Here is a 20398-nt window from a genome sequence, read left to right as displayed (position 1 = left end):
CGAACACGGATGCCCCAACACGACCGGTCGCACGACGGCGGCTCCCGGGCGAGGAGGGTGGGGGCGCGGAAGCGGCTTGGATGGTGGTCGGGCACCCGGCGGGAGCGGCTTGGATGGTGGTTGGGGGATTAGACGGTGCTTCGGCGGCGGGTGAGGAGGAGGATGGTGATGGCGAGGAGGATGAGGAGGGCCGCGCCGCCGGCGATCAGCGGGAGGGGCAGGCCGCCGGCCTCCTCGGTGGCGACCGGTGCGGCTGCCTCGCGGACGTCGTCCCCGGCGGCCCTGGCCGGGTAGCCCTGCACGGTGGCGACGCGGCCGGTGGCGTCCACGCCCGCCTTGGTCATCGAGGCGAGGAGTTGCAGGGCGGTAGCCGGCTCGCCGGCCGAGACGCACCGGACGACGGGGGTGTCCGACGGCGGGGTCTCGCCCGGGTAGGCGTCGGCCTCGGCGTCTCCGAAGTCGACGGCCACCACGACCCGCTTCTCCCCCTCGGCGGCGGGCACATCTTTGCAGAGCTGCTCGAAGACGGGGATGTCGCCGCCCGGCGCCTCGGCGGCGACCTGGTCGGGGCTGGCGGCGAACCGCCAGCCGACGGTGGCGCCGTCCGCCGGGGTGGTCTCCGCGGCGGCCTCGGGCGCCGTGAGCCAGGCGGTGCCGTCGCTCTGCCAGAAGCTCCAGGCGCGCGGCGCGTCCGGGTCCGGCGCACCGGGCAGCGGCTCGGCCCGCGCGGGCGACGCGAAAAACAGCCCCGCCAGCAACGTGACGAGCAACCCCACCAGCAAGGTGACGATCAGCCCGCCCCGCGAGGTGACGGACGGCCGGGCCCGGGAAGGGATGGGCTGCCCGCCCGATGACGTGACGGACAGCCCGCTTTGCGAAGGGATGGGCGGCCCGGTCGGTGTCGTGACGGGCAGGGTGGTGACCGGCATGACCGGTGGCCGGTTCGCGGGGGCGTGGCCGGTGGGGGAAAACGGGATCGTGACGGAATGGTTTCCGGCCGAGGTGCGCGTGGGCAGCATGATGGCCTCCATGCTCGGGAACGCTCGGTGTCTCGGGACTTCCCGACTGATCGGGATAGGGTTCGCAGAGCGATTGAGGGTGCGTCTGACGAACCCGGGAAAAGGAGCGTATGGCATGACATGGCGCTGGCGTTATGAAAACGCAAATGGTGGTGAGGTAACCGATGGGCCATTGCCTCGTGAGCTGTTTCCCAGCCAGGCGGATGCCGAGTCGTGGCTGGGTGAGAACTGGCGTGACCTGCTGGAGAACGGCGTGGAAAAGGTAGACCTGCTGGAGGAGGACCGCGTCGAATACGCCGGAATGTCATTGCGCGCGGAGTGATTCCGAGTGAACAGAAAAGACCCCTCGAACTCCTGGGCCGAAAAGGAATTCGAGGGGTCTTTCGCCGTTCGCGTGACCGGTGGGGCCGGGCGTGTGGCGGGGGCTACGGGCGCGGCTGAGGGCTCACCGTCAGCGACGGGTCGCGCTGCACCGCCGCGCCGATCACGTCATCGATCTTGCTCATGACCTCGGCGTCGAGCTTGACCCCGCTCGCCTTGACGTTGTCCCGCACCTGGGCGGGACGGGTCGCCCCGACGATCGCCGAGGAGACGTTGGGGTTCTGCAGGACCCAGGCCACCGCGAGCTGCGCCATGCTGAGCCCGAGGTCGTCCGCGATCGGCTTGAGGTTCTGGACCCTGGTCAGCAGGTCCTCGTTGTCCAGGTACCGGCTGATGAACCCGGAACCGGACGGGTCGGTCGCCCGCGAGTCGGCCGGCGGCGGCTGACCGGGCAGGTACTTGCCGGTGAGCACACCCTGCGCGATCGGGGAGAACACGACCTGGCCGAGCCCCTCCTTCTCGCACAGCGGCACGACCTCGCTCTCGATCACCCGCCACAGCATCGAGTACTGCGGCTGGTTCGAGACGAGACGGTCGAAGCCCATGTCGTCGGCGATCTTCAGAGCCTGCGCGATCTGGTCCGCGGTCCACTCGCTGACGCCGACGTAGAGCACCTTGCCCTGCCGTACAAGGTCGTCGAACGTCTTGAGCGTCTCGGTCAGCGGCGTCTCGTAGTCGAACCGGTGCGCCTGGTAGAGGTCGACGTAGTCGGTCTGCAGGCGGCGCAGCGAGCCGTGGATCGACTCGAAGATGTGCTTGCGCGACAGGCCGCGGTCGTTCGGGCCGCTGCCGGTCGGCCAGTAGACCTTCGTGAAGATCTCCAGCGACTCGCGGCGCACGCCCTTGAGCGCGCGGCCGAGGACCTCCTCTGCCTTGGTGCCCGCGTAGACGTCGGCCGTGTCGAAGGTGGTGATGCCCTCGTCGAGGGCCGCCTGGACGCACTCCCTGGCGGCGTCTTCCTCGACCTGGGAACCGTGGGTGATCCAGTTGCCGTAGCTGATCTCACTGACCTTGAGACCGCTCCGGCCAAGGTGGCGGAATTCCATACGTCCGACCTTAATGGTCCTGAAGCGGAGATCGATTTCGGGATAGTGTGCCCGGCGTGCGGCGGTTGCCTTCCCATCGGGATCCACGACTCGCGCCGGCCGTGCTCGCGGTCGCCGGCGCCCTGCTCGTCCTCGCCGGCCTGCGGCTCCGCGACGCCACCCCGCCGGCCCACCTCCCAAGCCCCGCACCGCCCCGCGACCCCGCACCGCCGGCCCGCGCCGGTGCGACCACGCGGAGCCCCGCGCCGGAAGCCCGGGGCACCGCTCCCGCGCCGGTGCCCGCGCGGCGGGGGAGGAGGCGGCGCGGCACAGGGCGCAGGGTCACCCGCTGGGGGCTCGTCGCGGTCGCCGTCTGCCTCATGTTCCTGGGACTGCACGCCCTGGAGGGCGCCGTGGGCGAGGAACCCGGCCACGGGACCACCACGCCGCCGGCACCATCCCAAGACGCGACGGCACCGCGCAGCCCGGCCCCCCGAAGCGGGGTGGCCTCCGGCGGACCGGTCGCGCCACAGGCGGAGGCGGGAGGCGAGGCCGCCGCACGGGCGGCGGGGACGGCCGGGTGCGAGCCGGGAGCCGGGGCCCGCGTGGTACGGCCGGTCGGGCGCGGGACCGCGAAAGCGGTGGCCAGGCAGTGGGACCGGATCGAGAGATGGCTGCGCCGGCGGGCGCCGCGGACGTACGCGACCCTGCGGCCCCCGGCCAGGGCGGCCACGATCGCGCTCGCCGAGTCGCAGATGGGCGTGCGGTTCCCCGGCGACCTGCGGGCCTCGCTGCTGCGCCACGACGGCGTGACGGCCGGCGCCGCGGCCTTCACCGTGCGGGGCGCCCGGCCGGGAAGCGTCCGCGAGATCCGCGACGACTGGCGCCGCCTCTGCGGCGTCCCCACGCCCGGCACTCGGGACCGGGACCCGGCGCGGTCCGCGACCCCGCGCGGTACGGCTTCCGCCCCGGCGGCCCCCGGCGGCGCGCGGCCTCAGCCGGACGTGGCGGCAGGAGACGTGGCGGCGGGAGACGTGGCGGCAGGGTGGGACGGAAGGCTCATACCGTTCGCGGGGAGGGCGGGCGGGGGCGTCCTGGTGGTGGACTCGGCCGGCGGGCGGGTGGGGGAGTACGCCGCGGGCGCCGGGGCGTACTTCGCCGGGGGCGCGAGGTGGCGGTCGCCGTACGCGATGTTGAAGGCGACGGCGGACGCGCTGGAGGAGGGCACGCCGATCGGCGGCCGGGCACCCGTGGTGCGGGACGGCGCGTTGAAGTGGCGCCCGGCCGGGGACACCCGCTGAGGCCGCCGAAGGCGGAGAAGCGGGTGACGGGGCTACTTCTTGACCGGGACGGGCTTGCCGCCGGGGAGGACCTGCGGGGGCGGGAAGCGCAGCTTGCGGATCTGCAGCGCCCGCATCGCGGCGTAGAAGCCGACGCCGCGGAGGCTCTCGCCCGGGTACTTCTCGCCCGCGAGCTTCTTCACCCGCCAGGACACGTAGACGGAGCTGAACAGCACCCCGACCATCATGAACGGCCAGAACACGAACAGCACCACCGTGTTGACCGCGCCGCGCATGTCCGGCGGGAACGGCAGCCAGGTCAGCAGCAGGATCGCCACCGAGAACGGCAGGAAGTACTGGCTGATGATGCGCCGGGAGTCCACGAAGTCACGGGCGAACTTGCGCACCGGCCCCTTGTCCCTGGCGGGCAGGTAACGCTCCTCGCCGCGCAGCATGCCCTCGCGGGCGCGGTTGCGCTCGGAGTTCTGCCGCTCGCGGAGCTGGCGGTATGCCTCCTTGCGGGTGGCAGGGGCGGTCACCGGCTGGCGCCGGCGCCCCTCGGCCTCACGGCGCTTCGGAGTGGGGCGGCCCTTGCCCTGGGGCTTAGGATCGTTGCCGGGGGCGGGGGAGTCTTCAACGGCCTGCTGGGCGCGACGTCGCAACACGATGTTCAGCCTACCGGGACTGCAACTTAATGACGCCCCCGCGCGTTATGCGTAGGGTAATCCCAAGGCGGCTCCATTGGGGGCGGTACGACTGGGGAGACCCGAAGCACAACCTAAGAAGGGGACGGCCGACGCGCATGAGCGTGATGAAGAGACTTTCTATGATCTTCAAGTCCAAGGCCAACAAGGCCCTGGACAAGATGGAGGATCCGCGCGAGACCCTTGACTACTCCTATCAGCGGCAGCTTGAGCTGCTGCAGAAGGTGCGCAGGGGCGTGGCGGACGTGGCCACGTCGCGCAAGCGGGTCGAGCTCCAGATCAACCAGCTGGAGCAGCAGACCAACCGTCTTGAGGACCAGGGGCGCAAGGCGCTCGCGGCCGGCCGTGAAGATCTCGCCCGTGAGGCGCTGACCCGTCGTAGCGGGTTGCAGGGGCAGATCGCCGACCTTCGATTGCAGCACAACAATCTTCAGGCGGAGGAGGAGAAGCTCACCACGGCTTCCCACCGCCTTCAGGCCAAGGTGGACGCCTTCCGTACGAAGAAGGAGACCATCAAGGCGACTTATACCGCCGCCGAGGCTCAGACCCGGATCAACGAGGCGTTCTCCGGCATCTCCGAGGAGATGGGCGACGTGGGCCTGGCGATCCAGCGGGCCGAGGACAAGACCGCCCAGATGCAGGCGCGCGCGGGGGCGATCGACGAGCTCCTCGCCAGCGGCGCGCTGGAGGACTTCACCGGCCAGCGTGACGACATCCAGGCGGAGCTGGACCGGATGGGCGCCGGCAACGACATCGAGCTGGAGCTCCAGCGGATGCGCGCCGAGCTCGGCCAGGGCCCCTCGCCGCGCGACGCCATCGAGGCCGGCAAGCCCCAGCAGGGCCAGCAGGCCCCGCACACCCAGCAATATCGACAGCCGGGGGAGGGTGCATGATCATTCGGATCATGGGTGAGGGCCAGATCGAGGTGGCCCCCTCCGACATCGAGGTGCTCAACTCGCTGGACGGCGAGCTGGAGGCCGCGATCGAGGCGGGCGACGAGCCGACCTTCCGGGTCCGGTTGCACGCCCTGCTCGACAAGGTCCGCCATGTGGGGAAGGCGCTGCCGGACGACAGCCTGGAGCCTTCGGAGCTGATTCTGCCGCCGGCCGACGCGTCCATGGAGGAAGTGCGGGGGATGCTGGGAGACGAGGGTCTGATACCCGGTTAACCTGGGGTTATGAGTCGAACCCGGTTCGCCCCGGACCGGGGCCTGACCAGCCGTATGGTCATAACCCTGTTCCTGCTCGGCCTGCTTTATGTGGCGTTCGTGGCGGTGCTGGTCGCGTTGGGCGTGCACGCGCTCGTCGTGCTGGTGCTGGCCGGGGGCCTGCTCCTGGTGCAGTACTTCGCGTCCGACCGGATCGCGTTGTACGCGATGCACGCGCGGGAGGTCTCGCCCCGGCAGGCGCCCGAGCTGCACGGGGTGATCGACCGGCTGTGTGCGCTCGCCGACATGCCCAAGCCGCGGGTGGCGATCGCGGACACCGACGTACCCAACGCGTTCGCCACCGGCCGGAACCAGAAGAAGTCGGTGGTCTGCGTGACCACCGGACTCCTGCGGCGGCTCGAACCGCAGGAGCTCGAAGGCGTGCTCGCGCACGAGATGTCGCACGTCGCCCACCGCGACGTCGCGGTGATGACGATCGCCTCGTTCCTGGGGGTCGTGGCCGGGCTGATGACGAGGTTCGCGCTCTACTCCGGGCTCGGCAGGAGCCGGGACGACCGGGGCGGCCCGCCGATCGGCCTGATCATCCTGCTCGCCTCGATCCTGGTCTACGCGCTGAGCTTCCTGCTGACCCGCGCCCTGTCCCGCTACCGCGAGCTGGCCGCCGACCGGTCCGCCGCGCTGCTGACCCAGCGCCCCTCCGCCCTCGCCGGCGCGCTCACCAAGGTCAGCGGCGAGATGGCCCGCATCCCGACCCGCGACCTGCGCGAGGCCGAGCCGTTCAACGCCTTCTTCTTCGCCCCCGCCCTGGCCAAGGGGACGAGCCTCGCCACCCTGCTGTCCACCCACCCGCCGCTGGAGCGCCGGCTCGCCCAGCTGTCCGCGATCTCCGCGCAGCTCGGCCGGGGCGTCTGACATGCGCGGCTCCGGGATCCCGGTGATCGGAAGGCGGATGAGCGAGACGCCGATGGGCGGGACGCAGGTGGCCGGGACGCAGGTGGCCGGGACGACGGCGGCCGTGGCGCGAGTGGCCGGGACGCGGGGGCTGCGGGATGCGGTGGCTTGACGCGCTGCTCGGCCGTACGCGGCCCGTGCAGCCCGACCTCGACGCGCTCTTCGCGCTGCCGTCGGCGGCGGTGACGCTGGAGGCGGCCACCGGCCTCACGCCCACCGGCCTCGGCTCCGTCTGCTTCCGGGCGGCCGAGGGCGCCGCGTTCTCCGCGCTGGAGCGCGACGCCAAGGAGCTCGTCGGCGCCGGCGTCACCGAGTCGGCCGACTCCTACGGCTACACCTGGCTGACGATCACCCGCTCACCCGGCGACCTCGGCGACCTGGTCACCGAGCTGCACGGTGTCAACACCACGCTGGAGGGCGCCGGGTTCGGCCCCTCCCTGCTGTGCTCGCTGGTCTGCTTCGCCGATCCCGCGGGCGGCGGCCTCGCCCTGGTCTACCTGTACAAACAGGGCACCTTCTACCCCTTCGCGCCCCGTGGCGGGCAGCGCAGGGACAACGCCCTGGAGCTTCAGGTGCGCGGCGCGCTGAACGGCGAGCTGAGGATCGAAGAGGATCTCGCCCGCTGGTTCCCGTTGTGGGGAGCCCCCGGCCTGTAGGACGCTGCTGCCTACGGCGTGCCGCGGGGCCGCCGGGAGGGGGACGAGCAGCCGTGAGCCGGTGGACCCATGCCGCGCACACCCGCGCCGCCGCGAAGGAGATCACCCGCATGGCCGAGGTCGTGGCCGGCCGGGACCTGACGGCACCCGTGCCGACCTGTCCCGGCTGGGACCTCGCCGAGCTGGTCACGCACACCGGCGGCGTGCACCGGTGGGCCGCGTACCTGGTGGACGGCCTGGCGCAGAGGTTCGTGGACCGGGCCGGGCTGGATCCGGGCCTCCCGGAGGGTCGCGACGCCTACCCGGTCTGGCTCGCCGAGGGGGCGCCGCTGCTGTCCGGGGCGCTGGAGGGCAGGGAGGGCGGCACGCCCATGTGGGCCTGGGGCGCCGACCGGCACGTGCGGTGGTGGTCGCGGCGGCAGCTGCACGAGACCGTCGTGCACCGGGCCGACGCCGAGATCGCACTCGGCCTGGTCCCGGAGATCGACGAGGAGACGGCCGAGGACGGCGTCGCGGAGTTCTTCGACCTGGTGCCGAGGGTGCGCTGGCGCGACGGCGTGCGCGAGCTGACCGGCAGCGGGGAGACCATCTCCTGGCAGGCCGGCACCGGGGCGGGCCGGCTGGTCACCCTGACCCCGGAGGGCTTCGAACACGAACCCTCCGGCCGGACCGGCACGGTCACCGTGCGCACGGCCACCGCGGGCGAGCTGCTGCTGCTCGTGTGGGGGCGGCGGCCGGCGTCGCACCACGTGGTGGAGGGCGACGCCGGGCTGCTCGCGTGGTGGCTCGCGCGGGCGGTCATCTGAACGCCCGCGCGGGCGGGCTACGGCAGGGCCAGCATGCGGTCCAGCGCGACCTTGGCCCAGTGGGTGGTGTCCGGGTCCACGGTGATCTGGTTGACCAGCTGCCCGGCGGCCAGCGACTCCAGCGCCCACACCAGGTGCGGCAGGTCGATGCGGTTCATCGTGGAGCAGTAGCACACCGTGCGGTCCAGGAACGTGACGTTCTTGTCCGGGAACTCGCCGGCGAGCCGCTTGACCAGGTTGAGCTCGGTGCCGACGGCCCAGGAGGAACCCGAGGGGGCCTCCGCCAGCTTCCTGATGATGTACTCCGTCGAGCCCACGTGGTCGGCCTTGAGCACGACCTCGTGCCGGCACTCGGGATGCACGAGCACGTTCACCCCGGGGACGCGTTGCCGTACGTCGTCCACCGACTCGGCGGTGAAGCGGCCGTGCACCGAGCAGTGCCCGCGCCACAGGATCATCTTGGCGTCGCGGAGCTGCTGGTCGGTGAGGCCGCCGTTGGGCCGGTGCGGGTTGTAGACGACGCAGTCGTCGAGGTCGAGGCCCATCTCCAGGACCGCCGTGTTGCGGCCGAGGTGCTGGTCGGGCAGGAAGAGCACCTTCTCACCCTGTGAGAATGCCCACTCCAGGGCGCGGCGGGCGTTGGAGGAGGTGCACACGGCACCGCCGTTCCTGCCGCAGAACGCCTTGATGTCGGCGCTGGAGTTCATGTACGTGATCGGCACCACCTGGTCGGCGACGCCCGCGTCCTGGAGCGCCTCCCAGCACTCCTCGACCTGGTCGAAGGTGGCCATGTCGGCCATCGAGCAGCCGGCCGCCAGGTCCGGCAGCACGACCTTCTGCGCGTCGGAGGTCAGGATGTCGGCCGACTCGGCCATGAAGTGCACGCCGCAGAAGACGATGTACTCCGCCTCCGGCCGGGCGGCCGCCTCGCGGGCCAGCTTGAAGGAGTCGCCGGTCACGTCCGCGAACTGGATGACCTCGTCGCGCTGGTAGTGGTGACCGAGCACGAACAGCCGGTCGCCGAGGGCCGCCTTGGCCCGGCGGGCGCGCTCGACGAGCGCCGGATCGGACGCGGGCGGCAGGTCGCCGGGACAGTCGACCCCGCGCTCGCTGTGCGGATCCGCGCCGTGGCCGAGGACGAAGAGTGGAAGCGTGTGGGTGGTCATCGCGACCGCACCCCCCTTATCGGCGAACTGACGATTAATGATGACACAGCGAGCCTCCCGCTTTATTCCGGCCCCCCCGGGTAGGACGTCGAGCGGGATTCGACACATTCGGTACAGCGGAATGTGTAGGGCTTGGCAGGTGTTGGTAGCGTCTTAGTAGGACGTCACAAACAGCCAGCCTGCCTTCGGGGGCTGATAGACGCGGGAGTCAGCACATGACGGTAGAGAGCAGCGAGACGACTCAGCAGGGCCTGATCCTGACCGACGCGGCCGCCGCGAAGGTCAAGAGCCTGCTCGAGCAGCAGGGCGAGGAAGGTCTCGCGCTGCGCGTGGCCGTGCAGCCGGGCGGCTGCTCCGGTCTTCGCTACCAGCTCTTCTTCGACGACCGGTCGATGGACGGAGACATCGTGTCGGACTTCGGCGGCGTGAGTGTCGTCACCGACCGGATGAGCGCCCCCTATCTCATGGGCGCCAGCATCGACTTCGTCGACACGATCGAGAAGCAGGGCTTCACGATCGACAACCCGAACGCCACGGGCTCCTGTGCTTGTGGCGACTCGTTCAACTGACGATGCCGTGGGAGGACCCCGCTTGCCCTAGGGTGAGCGGGGTCTTCGCGCGTCCCCGGCATTCCGGGTGACCGCCTCTTCCGAAGATGCAGACAACGAGGAGAAGAACCCCGTGCGCATCGCCGTCACCGGCTCCATCGCGACCGATCATCTGATGACCTTCCCCGGCCGTTTCAGCGACCAGCTGATCGCCGATCAGCTCGACCGGGTGTCCCTGTCCTTCCTGGTGGACGACCTGCAGATCCGGCGCGGCGGTATCGCCACCAACATCAGCTTCGGTATGGGCTGCCTCGGCCTCAACCCGATCCTCGTCGGCGCCGTGGGCAACGACTTCGCGGACTACCGGTCCTGGCTGGAGCGGCACGGCGTCGACTGCCAGTCGGTGCACGTCTCCCAGCTGCACCACACCGCCCGCTTCCTGTGCACCACCGACCAGGACCACAACCAGATCGCCTCGTTCTACACCGGGGCGATGGCCGAGGCCCGCGAGATCGAGCTGCAGCCGATCGTCGACCGGTTCGGCGGCCTGGACCTCGTGCTGATCAGCCCCAACGACCCCGACGCGATGATGCGGCACACCGACGAGTGCCGGCACCGCGGCCTGCCCTTCGCCGCCGACCCCTCCCAGCAGCTCGCCCGGATGAACGGCGAGGAGATCCGCCGGCTCATCGACGGCGCCGCTTACCTGTTCACCAACGACTACGAGAAGGCACTGGTCGAGCAGAAGACCGGCTGGTCGGACGAGGAGGTGCTGAGCCGGGTGCAGGTCAGGGTGACCACACTCGGCCCGAAGGGCGCCCGCATCGACCGCAGGGGCGAGCTCGCGCTGGAGATCCCGCCCGCGCCCGAGCTGGGCAAGGCCGACCCGACCGGCGTCGGCGACGCGTTCCGGGCCGGATTCCTGTCCGGCCTCGCCTGGGGGATGCCGCTGGAGCGCTGCGGCCAGCTCGGCAACCTCCTCGCCACCCACGCGCTGGAGTGCGTCGGACCGCAGGAGTACGAGCTGTCCCAGCGGGGCTTCCTCGACCGGTTCGGCGCCGCGTACGGCGCCGCCGCCGCGGCCGAGGTGGCCGAGTACGTCCGCTGCCCGCACGCCTGAGGCCGCGGGACCGCCGGCGTGCGCCACCTGCCGCGCACGCCGGCGACAGCCGCCCCGGGGCCGCCGGGACACCGGTCCGGGGGACTCAGTAGTTCCGGCGCACGTGGATGGACCAGCCGCCCTCCGGCAGTTCGTACGTGCCGACGTGCGGGTGGGACTTCAGGCGGCACCAGGCGGGCACGTCGGTGTAGGCCGCCGGATCGTCGGCCAGGACGGCCACGACCGCGTTCAGCGGCACCTCGCCGATCCGCTGGGCCAGCCAGATGATCGGGATGGGGCACTTCTTGCCCAGGGCGTCGATGGTCAGCGACGGTGTCCGAGGCTGCTCCTCGCGGGCTGTCTCCGAGTACGGCATCTAAGAGCTCACCCCTGCCTCCTGGCGGATTCGGCGCACGATGCCGGGGAGGACCTCCAGGAAGCGGTCCACATCGGCGGCGGACGCCCCACGCGGCAGCGATACCCGGATGTTCCCGTGGGTAAGCACCCCCATCGCCTCCAGCACGTGCGATGGTCGAAGCGTACTCGCCGTGCACGAACTTCCCGACGACACCGCGAATCCCGCCTTGTCCAGCTCGGTGAGCAGGGCCTCGCCCGCCACGTAGAGACACGAAAAGGTCACGATGTGCGGCGCGCGGTCCTCGTCCTCGCCGATCACCTCCACGTCCGGCACCACCCGCGGCACCGTCCGCCGGATCCGGTCCACCAGCGCGGACAGCCGCTCCTGCTCGTGCTCCTCGGCCAGGCCGGCCCGCAGGGCCGCCGCGGCGGCGACGATCGCCGGGACGTTCTCGAAGCCCGGCACCCGCCGCCCCTCCCGCTCGTCCTCCGGCAGCGGCGAACGGAACCGCGTGCCCTTGCGCACCACCAGCACGCCCACGCCGGGCGGGCCGCCCCACTTGTGCGCGCTCGCGGTCAGCACCGACCACCCCTCCGGCAACGGCAGCCGCCCCGCCGTCTGGGCCGCGTCCACCAGCAGCGGCACGCCCGCCTCCCGGCAGGCCGCGGCGACCTCGGCGACCGGCTGCAACGTGCCCACCTCGTGGTTGGCGGTCTGCAGGCAGGCCAGCGCCGTGCCGGGCACCGCGACGGCCTCGGCGAACGCGTCCACCCGCACCGCCCCGGTACGGCTGACGCCGACCGCCGAGACGGCGCCCCCGTCACGCTCGTGGACGCCGGCGGCGTGCAGCACGGCGGAATGCTCCACGGCGCTCAGCACCAGATGCCGTCCTGTACGGCGTCGTCCGTGTAGGGTTCCGAGGACACCGAGGTGCACCGCCTGGGTTCCCGACGTCGTGAACGACACCTCGTCGGGGCGGGCGCCCAGCGCCTCGGCGACCTCGGCGCGTGCCTGTTCAAGGAGCAGGCGCGCGCGGCGAGCGGATCCGTACAGTCGCGCCGGGTCCGCCCAGCCGACGTCCAGTGCCGCCAGCAGAGCCGCTCTGGCCTGCGGATGCAGGGGTTCGGTCGAGGCCGCGTCGAAGTAGACCACATCGCGACATTAACGGGGGCTGCGAAGAGGGGCGACGGTGGTCGCCGCTAATGTGTCCCCCGACCGAGTTTCGAATATGACAACGACACGCCCAGGAGCGACTTCTGGGCTGCATCTGTGGGGTAGGCGATCCGTGAGTCCGACCCGCCGTACGACACGGCGTCCGTTGGCCCGCCGCAGGGTGCCACGTGCTGCCGCTTTGGCGTTGCTGCTGGCCTCCGCGACGGCGTGCAGTACCGATGAGTGGTCACGTGGCGGCATGCCAGAGACCGTCACGAGGCAGGGCGAGATCGTCCAGACCCTGTGGAACGGGTCCTGGATCGCCGCGATCGCCACCGGTGTCGTCGTGTGGGGCTTGATCGCTTGGGCCTGCATCTTCCACCGTAAGAAGAGGTTCTCGAACCAGGAGCTGCCGCCCCAGGTGCGGTACAACCTGCCGATCGAGATCCTCTACACGGTCGTGCCGGTCATCATGGTCGCGGTCTTCTTCTATTTCACGGCGCGCGACCAGAACGAGCTCAACAAGATGTCCCCCAACCCGGACGTGAAGGTCAAGGTCGAGGGCTTCCAGTGGAGCTGGCGCTTCACCACGGAGTACCAGGGCAAGACCGTGACGGTCACCGGCGCGCCGGCCAGCGACTACCGCCAGGACCCGGCCCCCGAGCTGGTGCTCCCGGTGAGCAAGAAGGTGCGCTTCGACCTGGAGTCGCCCGACGTCATCCACTCCTTCTGGGTGCCGGCCTTCCTGTTCAAGCGTGACGTCATCCCGGGCGTGCACAACGCCTTCGAGATCGACACGCTGGACCGGCAGGGCGTCTACGCCGGGCGCTGCGCCGAGCTGTGCGGCGTCGACCACAGCCGGATGCTGTTCCGGGTGAAGCTCGTGCCGCAGGCCGAGTTCGACCAGTACATCGCCACCCAGGCGGGGAGTGCTCAGTGACCGCCATCAACGAACCAGTCCGTCATTCCGTCGCGGTCCCGGCGACCCGCAAGGGCTCGATCATCGCCAAGTGGGCCAGCTCGACGGACCACAAGGTGATCGGTCACCTGTACCTGATCACCTCCTTCGCGTTCTTCCTGATCGGCGGCGTCATGGCGCTGATCATGCGTGCCGAGCTCGCCCAGCCCGGCCTGCAGTTCACCAGCAACGAGCAGTTCAACCAGCTGTTCACCATGCACGGCACGGTGATGCTGCTCATGTTCGCGACGCCGCTGTTCGCCGGCTTCGCCAACGAGCTGATGCCGCTGCAGATCGGCGCGCCGGACGTCGCCTTCCCGCGGCTCAACATGGTCAGCTACTGGCTGTTCCTGTTCGGCAGCCTGATCGCGCTGTCCGGCTTCCTCACCCCCGGCGGCGCGGCCAGCTTCGGCTGGTTCGCCTACACGCCGCTGTCGGACGTGGTGAGCTCGCCGGGCGTCGGCGGCGACCTGTGGATCATGGGCCTGGCCCTCAGCGGCCTGGGCACCATCCTGGGCGCGGTCAACTTCATCACCACGATCATCTGCATGCGCGCGCCCGGCATGACGATGTTCCGCATGCCGATCTTCACCTGGAACGTGCTGCTCACCTCGATCCTGGTGCTGATGGCCTTCCCGGTGCTCGCCGCCGCGCTGCTCGCGCTGGAGGCCGACCGCAAGCTCGGGGCGCAGATCTTCCATCCGGAGACCGGAGGCGCGCTGCTCTGGCAGCACCTGTTCTGGTTCTTCGGCCATCCGGAGGTCTACATCATCGCGCTGCCGTTCTTCGGCATCGTGACCGAGATCCTGCCGGTGTTCAGCCGCAAGCCGCTGTTCGGCTACATCAGCCTCATCGGCGCGACCATCGCCATCGCCGGTCTGTCGATCACCGTGTGGGCGCACCACATGTTCCCGACCGGCCAGGTGCTGCTGCCGTTCTTCTCGTTCATGACGTTCCTCATCGCGGTGCCGACCGGGGTGAAGTTCTTCAACTGGATCGGCACGATGTGGCGCGGGCACCTGACGTTCGAGTCGCCGATGCTGTTCTCCATCGGCTTCCTGGTGACCTTCCTGCTCGGCGGTCTCACCGGCGTCATCCTGGCCTCGCCGCCGCTGGACTTCCACATCAGCGACACGTACTTCGTGGTGGCGCACTTCCACTACGTGGTGTTCGGCACCGTCGTCTTCGCGATGTTCGCCGGCTTCTACTTCTGGTGGCCGAAGTTCACCGGGAAGATGCTGGACGACAAGCTCGGCAAGTTCCACTTCTGGACGCTGTTCGTCGGCTTCCACCTCACCTTCCTGGTGCAGCACTGGCTCGGCGTGATCGGCTTCCCGCGCCGGTACGCGGACTACAGCCCGCTGGACGGCTTCACCGACCTGAACATGGTGTCCTCCATCGGCGCCTTCCTCCTCGGCGCCTCCACGCTGCCCTTCCTGTGGAACGTGTGGAAGACCCACAAGACGGCGCCGCAGGTCACCGTGGACGACCCGTGGGGCTTCGGCGGCTCCCTGGAGTGGGCCACCTCGTGCCCGCCGCCGCGGCACAACTTCACCTCGCTGCCCCGGATCCGCTCCGAGCGCCCGGCGTTCGACCTGCACTACCCGCACGTCTCCGCCAAGAAGGAGCTGGGAGGAACCAAATGAAAGTTCAGGGCTGGTTGTTCCTCGCCTGCGGCCTGTTCTTCGCCGCGGTGGACGTCGTCTACTGGTTCTGGTCGAAGGAGCCCGTGGGCACCACGGCCATGGCCATCTCCGTGGGCTTCGCCTTCATGATCGGCTACTACCTGGTGTTCACGGCCCGCCGCATCGGCGACCAGCCGGAGGACGACAAGCAGGGCGAGATCAGCGACGGCGCCGGTGAGATCGGGTTCTTCAGCCCGCACAGCTGGTGGCCGCTGTTCGTCACGGCCTCGGCGGCGTTCGCCTTCCTCGGCTTCGTGATCGGCTGGTGGATGTTCATGATCGGCGTCTTCGCCATCGTCATGAGCATGATCGGCTTCGTGTTCCAGTACTACCGGGGACACTTCTCGCACTGAGATTCGCTCGAAAGGGGCGGCCGGATTCTTCCGGCCGCCCCTTTGGCGTTCTTTGCCAGTGATATGAAGTGCAACAAGTGGTCCGAAGGTGACTATGGGTAGTAACCCCTCAGAATGTGGGCCTGATCGGTCCGATGGGGGGAATGTGCGGTGGGTCACACAATCCGGGTAACGGTCGGGGGCACTGGGTTGCTGGCTCTGGCGCTGCTGGCCGCCTGTTCGGGGGAGGACGGCGCCAGGCCGGCGGGGAAGAGCGGTGAGCCCAGCTCACCGGACGCCGCCGTCACCATCACGCCGGCGGACCGGAGCGGCAACGTCGCACCGGACCAGCCGGTCCTCGTAGCGGTACAGAACGGCACCCTGTCCGAGGTGACCGTGACCGGCCCGGGCGGCGCGCTGCCCGGCGTGCTGAGCGTGGACGGCACCCAGTGGCGCAGCCGCGGCACCGCGACGCCGGGCGCCACGTACACGGTCAAGGCCGTGGCGGCGAACCGCGAGGGCAGGAGCGGCGAGACGACCAGCTCGTTCACCGTGGTGCGGGCGACGAAGAACTTCGCCGTCAAGAACATCCTCCCGCACAAGAACGACACGGGGCTGGAGGTGGGCGTGGGCATGCCCATCATGATCAGCTTCGACCGCGACATCACGGACCGGGTCGGCGTGGAGCGCAACCTCCTCGTCCAGACGTCCAAGCCGGTCTACGGGGCCTGGCACTGGTTCGACGACCGCACGGTGCACTTCCGGCCCAAGAAGTTCTGGCCGGCGAACACGAAGGTGCGGCTCATCGCCAACCTCGCCGGCGCCCGCGGCGGCGAGGGCATGTACGGCACCAAGAACCACACGCTGGACTTCAAGATCGGGCGTTCCCAGATCACCAGCGGCAGCATCAACAACCACCACATGGTCGTGAAGCGGGACGGCAGGACGGTCAGGAACATCCCGTTCAGCGCCGGCCAGGGCGGTGTCATGAAATATCACACCACCAGTGGCATCCACCTGGCCATGTCCCGGGAACCGGTCACGGTCATGACGTCCCCGGGCATCGGCCCCGGCCAGGCCGGGTACTACCAACTGACCGTCTACAACACGATCCGGATCTCCAACAGCGGCGAGTACGTGCACAGCGCGCCCTGGTCGGTCGGCTCCCAGGGCAACTCCAACGTCAGCCACGGCTGCGTCAACATCAGCCCGGACAACGCCAAGTGGTACATCGACAACACCCTGATCGGCGACCCGATCATCCTCACCGGCTCGCCGCGTCCCCTGGAGCCGCTCAACGGCTGGGGACACTGGCAGGAGTCGTGGAAGCAGTGGCTCCAGTGGAGCAGCCTGGGCTTCGGGTTCACCACCGACCCGCTGACCACCGCGTGAGCGCCTGAGAGGCCCCAGGAGGCCCCCGGCCGGGCGTCGGGCACTCTGGTGCCGGACAGGTGCGGGCGGGCCTCCCGGGACACGAGAAGGGCCCCGGGACGGATGTCCCGGGGCCCTGCTTCGCGCTCGTGCGACGGATCAGTGCGAGATCGACCGGTTGTCGCCGCCGGAGCCGACGGCCGCGTGGTCCTCACCCTGACCGAGCTCGTGACCGTCATGGCCGTCGTGGCCGTGACCGTCCTCGACCGGGATCTTCTCGCCGCCGTACGCCTGGCTCATCTTGGCGCGCAGGCGGCCGATCGGGTTGCGCAGGTCCTTCGGCGGGATGCCCCCGTCGTCCGGACCGGCCGCGATCATCGGCACCGGCTCCTTGCCCCGCATGTGCGCGGCGATGTCCTCCGCCGGGGGCACGTGGATCTCGATGAACTCGCCGTGCGGCAGGCGCTTGATGACGCCCGACTCCACGCCGTGGCTCAGCACCTCCGCGTCCTTGCGCTGGAGACCCAGGCAGGTCCGGTAGGTGATCATGTAGGCCAGCGCCGGGCCGAGGAAGATGGCGAAGCGGCCGACCCAGGTGATCTGGAAGAGCGACAGGTGGAAGTTGGCCGCGATCTCGTCGTTCGCGCCCAGCAGCCACAGGATGCCGTAGAACGTGATGGCCGCGAAGCCGATCGAGGTGCGGTGCGGGTTGTTGCGGGGGCGGTCGGCGATGTGGTGCTCACGCCGGTCCCCGGTGACCCACTGTTCCAGGAACGGATACAACGCCAGGCCCGTCATGATGATGCCCATGGGCACCAGGGCCGGGATGATCACACTCAGCGGCAGCGTGTAGCCCAGGAAGTTGATCTCCCACGCGGGCATGATCCGCAGGGCGCCCTCAAGGAAGCCCATGTAGAAGTCGGGCTGCGAACCCGCCGAGATGTCCGCCGGCGTGTAGGGACCGAACAGCCAGATCGGGTTGATCTGGGCGAAGGCCCCGAGCCCGGCGAGCGTGCCGAAGGTGAACAGGAAGTAGGCGCCCGCCTTGATCATGAAGGACGGGTAGAACGGCCCGCCCACCACGTTCTCGTTGGTGCGGCCCTTGCCCGGCATCTGGGTGTGCTTCTGCACCCACATGAGGATCATGTGGGCCGAGATCAGCGCCAGCAGGATGCCCGGGATCAGCAGGATGTGCAGCGTGTAGAACCGGGAGATGACGTCCTCGCCGGGATACTCGCCGCCGAACAGGAAGAACGAGACGTACGACCCGACGAGCGGCAGCGAGATCGCCACACCCTGGGTGATCCGCAGACCCGCGCCGGACAGCAGGTCGTCCGGGAGCGAGTAGCCGGTCAGGCCCTCGGCGAGGGCCAGGGTGAGCAGCAGGACGCCGATGATCCAGTTCAGCTCGCGCGGCTTGCGGTATGCACCGGTGAAGAACACGCGGAGCATGTGCACCATCATGCCGCCGATGAACAGCAACGCCGCCCAGTGGTGGATCTGCCGCATCAGCAGGCCGCCGCGCACCTCGAAGCTGATGTGCAGCGACGAGGCGTACGCCTCGGACATCAGGACGCCCTTGAGCGGCTCGTAGGAGCCGTCGTAGACGACGTGACCCATGCTGGGCTTGAACCAGAACGTCAGGAACGTACCGGTCAGCAGCAGGATGACGAACGAGTAGAGCGCGATCTCGCCGAGCAGGAACGACCAGTGGTCAGGGAAGACCTTGCGCAGGTTGCGCCGCAGGAAGTTGCCCGCGCCCAGCCGGTCGTCGATGAAACCGCTCGCCCCGGCCACGGGCTTGGGAACACTGTCGATGGTCACGCGTGGCCTCCCTGATTCCGGACCTCGGCCTCGGCGTCGCCACGCTCCCAGAAGCTCGGGCCGACCGGAACCGGGAAGTCGCCCTTCGCGATGAGGTAACCCTCGGAGTCGACGCCGAGCGGAAGCTGGGGCAGCGGCCGGGCCGCCGGGCCGAAGATGACCCGCGCGCCGTCCGTGGCGTCGAAGGTGGACTGGTGGCACGGGCAGAGGATGTGGTGGGTGGTCTGCTCGTAGAGGGCCGCGGGGCAGCCGACGTGCGTGCAGATCTTCGAGTAGGCCACGATCCCGTTGTGCATCCAGTTCCGGTTGATCCCGCTCTTGAGCTCCTCCGGGCGGAGGTTGAGCAGGATCACGGTGGCCTTGGCGAGGGCGGTCAGGTCGTGCTCGTAGCCCTCGGGGACGACGGACAGCAGGCCGCCGGGCGAGTTGAAGTCGGCGGCCCTGATCGGCTCGCCGGTGCCCTCCACGACCAGGCGGAGCTGCTTGCCGCCGTTGATCTTCGGGTCCCACACGGTGTGCCGCAGCTTGGTCTCGGGCAGCGGCCCGAGGTCCTTGAGCAGCACCAGCGGGAGGAGCCCCAGCGGCGCCGCCGCCAGCAGCAGCGTACGGCGCAGCAGCGGGTGCTTGGTGATCCCGCTCTCGTTGGCGCCCTGGATGAACGTCTCGGAGACGTAGTCCTTGGTGGGCGCGTCGGAGGCCATCGGGTGGCGCTCCTGCACGAGGCTGTACTTCGGCATGACGCCGCGCACCCAGACCACCAGGCCGGTGGCCAGCGACAGCAGGGCCAGGGCCAGCGTGCCGCCGAGGGAGAGGTTGGAGATCTGCGTGGCGTCCAGGGTGTGCACCTGGAAGGCCACGTAGGAGGCGATGAACCCGATCGCCGACAGGAAGGTGATCAGGAAGCAGAAGGCCGCGATGCGCTCGGCACGGCGGGCCTGCTGCGGGTCGGGCATCTTCACGCCCGGGACCGCGACCTCCTCGACCTTTTCCTGCTCGCCCAGCAGCGTCGTCTCGACCGCGGCGGACGGAGTGCCGATGACGCGCTTGGGAACGCGCTCGTCCGGCCGCTCGATGTCGTCGTTGTTGTCAGTCATGGTTGGCCTGTCGCTTCTTCGCGGTGATCCAGATGGCGGCGAGTGCGAGCGCGCTGAGGCCGACGATCCAGGCCACGAGGCCCTCGGTGACCGGACCGATGCGCCCGAGGCCGAAGCCGCCCGGGTCCGTCTGCTCGCGGACGCCGACGATGTAGGCGATCATGTCACGCTTCTGCTCGGGCGTGATCGTGGAGTCGTTGAAGACGGGCATGGCCTGCGGGCCCGTGATCATCGCCTCGTAGATCTGCTCGGGCGTCGACTGGTTCAGGTTCGGGGCGTACTTGCCCTGCGTGAGCGCGCCTCCCGCTCCCACCCAGTTGTGGCAGCTGATGCAGTTGGCGCGGAAGAGCTCGCCACCCTTGGCGGGGTCGCCCAGCGCCGGGTCGACCTGCTCCTTGCCGGGGACCGTGGGGCCCCCGCCGAGCGACTGCACGTAAGCCGAGAGCTGCCTGATCTTGTCGGGCGTCACCCAGTCGGCCGGCGGCTTGCGCGGGACCTGGGGGCCGGGGTTGGCCGCCGGCATGCGCCCGCTGCTGACCTGGAAGTCCACCGAGGCCGCGCCGACGCCCACCAGGGTCGGGCCGTTCTCGGTGCCCTGCGCCTGGAGACCGTGGCAACTGGAGCAGTGAGCCGCGAAGAGCTTGGCGCCCTCCGTGACGTCATCGGCCTTGCCCGACGCCACCGCCGCGTCGGCGCTCTGGGTCTGCGGCAGGACGAAGGTGGTGTACGCCCCTCCGACCAGCCCCAGAGCGAGAAGCAGGACGGCGTATCTCGCGAGGGGATGCCGCCGCCTAGCGGTGATCCTATTCACAGAGATCCCC

Annotated in this window: 22 protein-coding genes; 13 read left to right on the top strand and 9 right to left on the bottom strand. The window is 69.9% G+C overall.

What is annotated here, in order from left to right; genetic code table 11:
• Window positions 1-128: 128 nt before the first annotated feature.
• Window positions 129-776 carry an SCO2322 family protein gene (locus QSK26_RS27975; protein ID WP_285778258.1) on the bottom strand — a complete coding sequence of 216 codons (648 nt, stop codon included), beginning with the start codon at window positions 774-776 and terminating at the stop codon, window positions 129-131.
• 358 nt (window positions 777-1134) lie between these two features.
• On the opposite strand from QSK26_RS27975, the gene QSK26_RS27970 reads away from it, so the two are divergent.
• Entirely contained in the window at window positions 1135-1341 is a 207-nt protein-coding gene (locus tag QSK26_RS27970; RefSeq protein ID WP_285778390.1) for a hypothetical protein, read from the top strand.
• Between the two features lie 103 nt (window positions 1342-1444).
• On the opposite strand, the gene QSK26_RS27965 is transcribed toward QSK26_RS27970, so the two are convergent.
• Window positions 1445-2446 carry an aldo/keto reductase family protein gene (locus QSK26_RS27965; protein ID WP_285778257.1) on the bottom strand — a complete coding sequence of 334 codons (1002 nt, stop codon included), beginning with the start codon at window positions 2444-2446 and terminating at the stop codon, window positions 1445-1447.
• Between the two features lie 56 nt (window positions 2447-2502).
• Between QSK26_RS27965 and QSK26_RS27960 the strand changes: the two genes are divergently transcribed.
• A complete protein-coding gene (locus tag QSK26_RS27960; RefSeq protein ID WP_285778256.1) occupies window positions 2503-3726 on the top strand; it encodes an SMI1/KNR4 family protein in 1224 nt (407 codons plus the stop codon).
• A 32-nt stretch (window positions 3727-3758) separates the two neighbouring features.
• Here the strand turns inward: QSK26_RS27960 and QSK26_RS27955 are convergent, their stop codons facing one another.
• The gene (locus tag QSK26_RS27955; protein ID WP_285778255.1) at window positions 3759-4370 is read right to left on the bottom strand and encodes a DUF3043 domain-containing protein; all 612 of its coding nucleotides are present in this window, start codon (window positions 4368-4370) and stop codon (window positions 3759-3761) included.
• Window positions 4371-4507: 137 nt separating this feature from the next.
• Here QSK26_RS27955 and QSK26_RS27950 point away from each other — a divergent pair, with 137 nt between their 5' ends.
• The 5 genes from QSK26_RS27950 (at window position 4508) to QSK26_RS27930 (ending at window position 7990) form a co-directional block, all read left to right on the top strand.
• A complete protein-coding gene (locus tag QSK26_RS27950) occupies window positions 4508-5302 on the top strand; it encodes a PspA/IM30 family protein (RefSeq protein WP_285778254.1) in 795 nt (264 codons plus the stop codon).
• Window positions 5299-5577 carry a PspA-associated protein PspAA gene (gene pspAA, locus QSK26_RS27945; protein ID WP_285778253.1) on the top strand — a complete coding sequence of 93 codons (279 nt, stop codon included), beginning with the start codon at window positions 5299-5301 and terminating at the stop codon, window positions 5575-5577. Before QSK26_RS27950 ends, pspAA begins: the two co-directional genes overlap by 4 nt.
• A gap of 9 nt (window positions 5578-5586) precedes the next feature.
• Window positions 5587-6489 carry a zinc metalloprotease HtpX gene (htpX, locus tag QSK26_RS27940; RefSeq protein WP_285778252.1) on the top strand — a complete coding sequence of 301 codons (903 nt, stop codon included), beginning with the start codon at window positions 5587-5589 and terminating at the stop codon, window positions 6487-6489.
• 137 nt (window positions 6490-6626) lie between these two features.
• On the top strand, window positions 6627-7184 hold the full coding sequence (pspAB, locus tag QSK26_RS27935) for a PspA-associated protein PspAB (RefSeq protein WP_285778251.1): 558 nt from the start codon (window positions 6627-6629) through the stop codon (window positions 7182-7184).
• 53 nt (window positions 7185-7237) lie between these two features.
• Complete coding sequence (locus QSK26_RS27930) at window positions 7238-7990, top strand: maleylpyruvate isomerase family mycothiol-dependent enzyme (RefSeq protein WP_285778250.1); 753 nt, start codon at window positions 7238-7240, stop codon at window positions 7988-7990.
• 17 nt (window positions 7991-8007) lie between these two features.
• On the opposite strand, the gene nadA is transcribed toward QSK26_RS27930, so the two are convergent.
• Window positions 8008-9156 carry a quinolinate synthase NadA gene (gene nadA / locus QSK26_RS27925; RefSeq protein ID WP_285778249.1) on the bottom strand — a complete coding sequence of 383 codons (1149 nt, stop codon included), beginning with the start codon at window positions 9154-9156 and terminating at the stop codon, window positions 8008-8010.
• 215 nt (window positions 9157-9371) lie between these two features.
• Here nadA and erpA point away from each other — a divergent pair, with 215 nt between their 5' ends.
• Together erpA and QSK26_RS27915 are read left to right on the top strand one after the other, a co-directional pair.
• Entirely contained in the window at window positions 9372-9725 is a 354-nt protein-coding gene (erpA, locus tag QSK26_RS27920) for an iron-sulfur cluster insertion protein ErpA (protein ID WP_285778248.1), read from the top strand.
• Between the two features lie 112 nt (window positions 9726-9837).
• Entirely contained in the window at window positions 9838-10824 is a 987-nt protein-coding gene (locus QSK26_RS27915; protein WP_285778247.1) for a carbohydrate kinase family protein, read from the top strand.
• An 85-nt stretch (window positions 10825-10909) separates the two neighbouring features.
• Here QSK26_RS27915 and QSK26_RS27910 read toward each other — a convergent pair whose 3' ends face one another.
• Window positions 10910-11179: a sulfurtransferase TusA family protein gene (locus QSK26_RS27910; RefSeq protein ID WP_285778246.1), complete on the bottom strand. Its 270-nt coding sequence runs from the start codon at window positions 11177-11179 to the stop codon at window positions 10910-10912.
• Complete coding sequence (locus tag QSK26_RS27905) at window positions 11180-12313, bottom strand: cysteine desulfurase family protein (RefSeq protein WP_285778245.1); 1134 nt, start codon at window positions 12311-12313, stop codon at window positions 11180-11182.
• 76 nt (window positions 12314-12389) lie between these two features.
• On the opposite strand from QSK26_RS27905, the gene ctaC reads away from it, so the two are divergent.
• The 4 genes from ctaC (at window position 12390) to QSK26_RS27885 (ending at window position 16680) form a co-directional block, all read left to right on the top strand.
• Window positions 12390-13253, top strand: a complete 864-nt coding sequence (gene ctaC / locus QSK26_RS27900; protein WP_502888753.1) for an aa3-type cytochrome oxidase subunit II — start codon at window positions 12390-12392, stop codon at window positions 13251-13253.
• Window positions 13250-14917: an aa3-type cytochrome oxidase subunit I gene (gene ctaD, locus QSK26_RS27895; RefSeq protein WP_285778243.1), complete on the top strand. Its 1668-nt coding sequence runs from the start codon at window positions 13250-13252 to the stop codon at window positions 14915-14917. The genes ctaC and ctaD overlap by 4 nt, the downstream gene beginning before the upstream one ends.
• Window positions 14914-15309, top strand: coding sequence for a cytochrome c oxidase subunit 4 (locus tag QSK26_RS27890; RefSeq protein ID WP_285778242.1), 396 nt, complete (start codon window positions 14914-14916; stop codon window positions 15307-15309). The genes ctaD and QSK26_RS27890 overlap by 4 nt, the downstream gene beginning before the upstream one ends.
• A gap of 189 nt (window positions 15310-15498) precedes the next feature.
• Entirely contained in the window at window positions 15499-16680 is a 1182-nt protein-coding gene (locus tag QSK26_RS27885) for a L,D-transpeptidase (protein ID WP_285778241.1), read from the top strand.
• Window positions 16681-16818: 138 nt separating this feature from the next.
• On the opposite strand, the gene qcrB is transcribed toward QSK26_RS27885, so the two are convergent.
• From qcrB to qcrC, 3 genes are read right to left on the bottom strand one after another with little or no spacing between them, the layout of a single operon-like run.
• Window positions 16819-18483, bottom strand: coding sequence for a cytochrome bc1 complex cytochrome b subunit (gene qcrB / locus QSK26_RS27880; protein ID WP_285778240.1), 1665 nt, complete (start codon window positions 18481-18483; stop codon window positions 16819-16821).
• Window positions 18480-19577 (bottom strand): cytochrome bc1 complex Rieske iron-sulfur subunit, encoded by a 1098-nt coding sequence (gene qcrA / locus QSK26_RS27875; protein WP_285778239.1) that lies wholly within the window; start codon window positions 19575-19577, stop codon window positions 18480-18482. Before qcrA ends, qcrB begins: the two co-directional genes overlap by 4 nt.
• Window positions 19570-20388, bottom strand: a complete 819-nt coding sequence (gene qcrC, locus QSK26_RS27870; RefSeq protein WP_285778238.1) for a cytochrome bc1 complex diheme cytochrome c subunit — start codon at window positions 20386-20388, stop codon at window positions 19570-19572. The genes qcrA and qcrC overlap by 8 nt, the downstream gene beginning before the upstream one ends.
• Window positions 20389-20398 lie beyond the last annotated feature (10 nt).

Origin of the sequence: Microtetraspora sp. NBRC 13810 (assembly GCF_030268685.1) — a bacterium.
Lineage (GTDB): Bacteria > Actinomycetota > Actinomycetes > Streptosporangiales > Streptosporangiaceae > BSRQ01.
Note: the sequence above shows the minus strand (reverse complement) of the source record. Positions and strands in the feature narration are given on the sequence as shown.

Excerpts from the sequence above, each read along its gene's own strand:
- QSK26_RS27970 (WP_285778390.1), top strand. The coding sequence starts at position 1,135 with ATGACATGGCGCTGGCGTTATGAAAACGCAAATGGTGGTGAGGTAACC.
- QSK26_RS27965 (WP_285778257.1), bottom strand. The coding sequence starts at position 2,446 with ATGGAATTCCGCCACCTTGGCCGGAGCGGTCTCAAGGTCAGTGAGATC.
- QSK26_RS27950 (WP_285778254.1), top strand. The coding sequence starts at position 4,508 with ATGAGCGTGATGAAGAGACTTTCTATGATCTTCAAGTCCAAGGCCAAC.
- pspAA (WP_285778253.1), top strand. The coding sequence starts at position 5,299 with ATGATCATTCGGATCATGGGTGAGGGCCAGATCGAGGTGGCCCCCTCC.
- htpX (WP_285778252.1), top strand. The coding sequence starts at position 5,587 with ATGAGTCGAACCCGGTTCGCCCCGGACCGGGGCCTGACCAGCCGTATG.
- pspAB (WP_285778251.1), top strand. The coding sequence starts at position 6,627 with ATGCGGTGGCTTGACGCGCTGCTCGGCCGTACGCGGCCCGTGCAGCCC.
- nadA (WP_285778249.1), bottom strand. The coding sequence starts at position 9,156 with ATGACCACCCACACGCTTCCACTCTTCGTCCTCGGCCACGGCGCGGAT.
- erpA (WP_285778248.1), top strand. The coding sequence starts at position 9,372 with ATGACGGTAGAGAGCAGCGAGACGACTCAGCAGGGCCTGATCCTGACC.
- QSK26_RS27910 (WP_285778246.1), bottom strand. The coding sequence starts at position 11,179 with ATGCCGTACTCGGAGACAGCCCGCGAGGAGCAGCCTCGGACACCGTCG.
- ctaC (WP_502888753.1), top strand. The coding sequence starts at position 12,390 with ATGACAACGACACGCCCAGGAGCGACTTCTGGGCTGCATCTGTGGGGT.
- QSK26_RS27890 (WP_285778242.1), top strand. The coding sequence starts at position 14,914 with ATGAAAGTTCAGGGCTGGTTGTTCCTCGCCTGCGGCCTGTTCTTCGCC.
- qcrA (WP_285778239.1), bottom strand. The coding sequence starts at position 19,577 with ATGACTGACAACAACGACGACATCGAGCGGCCGGACGAGCGCGTTCCC.